This window comes from Polynucleobacter sp. 35-46-11 (assembly GCF_002281105.1).
The window spans coordinates 1,991-4,299 of the sequence record NZ_NCFJ01000405.1 but is presented as its reverse complement, the minus strand read 5'-3'; the positions used below and the strand labels follow the sequence as shown (position 1 = coordinate 4,299).

The following is a 2,309-nucleotide window of genomic DNA, read 5'->3' as shown; positions in this document are numbered from 1 at the left end:
GACATTCAGTTGGTTTACATACTGCCAGTAGTGGAGCAGTGATGGAGGGTAGGGCTGATGATTTGGCAAGCCACTTGCCAGTTGCACGGATCATAGTCAACCAAGCTCACGCTATTGCTACCGGAGGTAGTTTTGAAAATGGCCTACCATTCTCTTTATCTATGGGTTGCGGTACTTGGGGAAAAAATAATTTCTCCGATAACATGAACTATCGTCATTATCTCAACACCACTCGAATCGTAAGGCCCATTGCTGAAAAGGTGCCTGAGGTCGAGGATTTACTGGAAAATTATTTCAGTCAGTTTCCAAAATAATCCGTATTAGCACTAACTTAATCTCGCTCAATATAGTGGATACATTTAGCACTAACAGCGCTAGCATGGCGCAAGTCTTAAGCCGTTGGGCTCAAACTCAACCTGATCATGCATTGTTATATGCGCCAGAGACTGATCAAACATTATCTTATGGTCAGATGGCAATTGAGGCCGAGAATTTTATGGGTTGGCTCCAAGAACATCAGATCAGTGCTGCTGGTCATGTTGGCATATTTATGCACAATGGCCGCCAAACGACAACGGTTTTTATTGCCACTATGGCATCTGGTCGCGTGGTTACTCCACTCAATTTATTGGCACCTGTGGATCAGCTGGCATGGGTTTTAGATCACAGTGATATTGAGGTTTTATTTTATGCTCCAGAAAACAAGCAAAGCTTATTTGCCGCTCTGAAAAAAACGCAGCGCTCATTTGAGTTAGTCGAGCTAGATCCAGATGCACAAGCTGGACCATTTTTGCAGTCTGCTCGTATTGCTTTGCCTCAAGTTGACACAAATAGCCCAGCATTATTGATGTATACCTCAGGTACTACCGGTACACCTAAGGGGGTATTGCTAACCCATCGAAACTTGCTGCATGCGGCAAAGTCCATTAGCGAATGGCACAAATTATCTCCGGCTGATATTGTCTTGAGCTCGCTACCGATCTACCATATTAATGGTCAAGTCATCTCAACAATTACCCCGTTCTTTTCTGGTGGATCCATTGTTGCGCCACACCACTTTTCTGTATCCACCTGGTGGAAGACAGCAATTCGATACAAGTGCACCTGGATCAATATGGTTCCCACCATCATTGCCTATTTGATTAATGCCGCTAAAAGTGGGGCTAATAAACCTGATCTAGCCCAGTTAAAACACATTCGCTTTGGGCGTTCTGCGTCAGCCCCTCTACCGCCAGAGCATCATCGTGAATTTGAGGCCTTGTTTGGAATGCCAGTGATCGAAGCGATGGGTATGACTGAAACTTGTTCAATTGTGTTTTGCAATCCACACGATGAGCGCAGGCGTTTTGGTAGCCCTGGGCTTCCCTGCGGAGTGCAAGCAAAAATCGTTGATGATTCTGGAATAATAGTCCCTGATCTTATTTCTGGAGAAATTTGCCTCAAAGGTGAGAATGTATTGCATGCCTACTACAAAGGTGAAACTGAAACAAAGAAAGCATTTGATAATGACGGCTGGATGAGAACGGGCGATCTCGGCATGAGAGATGCCGACGGCTTTTATTTCATTACCGGTAGATTAAAAGAGCTGATTATTAAGGGGGGTGAAAATATTGCTCCCCGCGAAATCGATGAAGTACTTTTGAAGCATCCTGCTGTCCTCGATGCTGCATCTGTTGGAATTCCGGACTCCAATTATGGGCAGGAAATTATGGCCTGCATTATTTTGAAAGAGGGACAGTCTTGCTCTGAGACAGAGATGCGCCAATTCTGCATTGATAATTTAGGGAAATTTAGAACTCCCAAAACTATCCTCTTTATGGAGGATTTGCCTAGAGGACCATCTGGAAAAGTACAGCGCTTAAAGTTATTGGATTTAGTGGAAGCGAAATAATCAGATTTACTTGACGGGCTTTTTGCTGTGTCCGAGTATTTTGCGCATCAAGATGGATGTGAAGATGCCAATGAGAATGGCCCATTCAAGGGCAATCGTCACAGTACCTATTGCTGTGACAATCATCGGAATCCAAGCGCCCTTGCCTAATTCAAACTCATGACGAATTTGCTTTATATCAATTAATTTCCATGCCACTAGTAGCAATAAGGAAGCAATGACGACATAGGGAATGTGCTTTGCTAGGGGCGACACAAATGCCAAAATAATTACCAAGAAAAACGCAGCGCTAATAGCAGATAGTGGTGTTTTTGCCCCTGCAGCTAAATTAACCCCTGTGCGATTAAAAGATCCACTTGAAGGGTAGGCTGAAAAGAAAGAGCCCATGACATTGGCTAAACCTTGCCCAATAAATTCT

At 44.0% G+C, this 2,309-nt stretch carries 3 protein-coding genes and 1 pseudogene (1 of these 4 cut by a window edge); 2 read left to right on the top strand and 2 right to left on the bottom strand.

Annotated features, from left to right (window positions below):
- Nucleotides 1-314, top strand: a pseudogene (locus tag B7Y67_RS15590) (sulfoacetaldehyde dehydrogenase); the annotation flags it as partial.
- A 65-nt stretch (nt 315-379) separates the two neighbouring features.
- Nucleotides 380-1,891 carry an AMP-binding protein gene (locus B7Y67_RS15585; protein WP_293599422.1) on the top strand — a complete coding sequence of 504 codons (1,512 nt, stop codon included), beginning with the start codon at nt 380-382 and terminating at the stop codon, nt 1,889-1,891.
- Between the two features lie 6 nt (nt 1,892-1,897).
- Here B7Y67_RS15585 and B7Y67_RS15580 read toward each other — a convergent pair whose 3' ends face one another.
- Nucleotides 1,898-2,278 carry a SulP family inorganic anion transporter gene (locus B7Y67_RS15580; RefSeq protein ID WP_293599421.1) on the bottom strand — a complete coding sequence of 127 codons (381 nt, stop codon included), beginning with the start codon at nt 2,276-2,278 and terminating at the stop codon, nt 1,898-1,900.
- On the bottom strand, nt 2,235-2,309 hold the 3' end of the coding sequence (locus B7Y67_RS15575; protein ID WP_293599420.1) for a SulP family inorganic anion transporter. The gene runs 867 nt beyond the window's last position; 75 of the gene's 942 nt are visible here — the last part of the coding sequence; its start codon lies beyond the right edge, outside the window; the stop codon is at nt 2,235-2,237. Before B7Y67_RS15575 ends, B7Y67_RS15580 begins: the two co-directional genes overlap by 44 nt.

What these genes read in the sequence shown, in the direction of transcription:
- B7Y67_RS15585 (WP_293599422.1), top strand. Translation starts at nt 380, where the DNA reads ATGGCGCAAGTCTTAAGCCGTTGGGCTCAAACTCAACCTGATCATGCA.
- B7Y67_RS15580 (WP_293599421.1), bottom strand. Translation starts at nt 2,278, where the DNA reads ATGGGCTCTTTCTTTTCAGCCTACCCTTCAAGTGGATCTTTTAATCGC.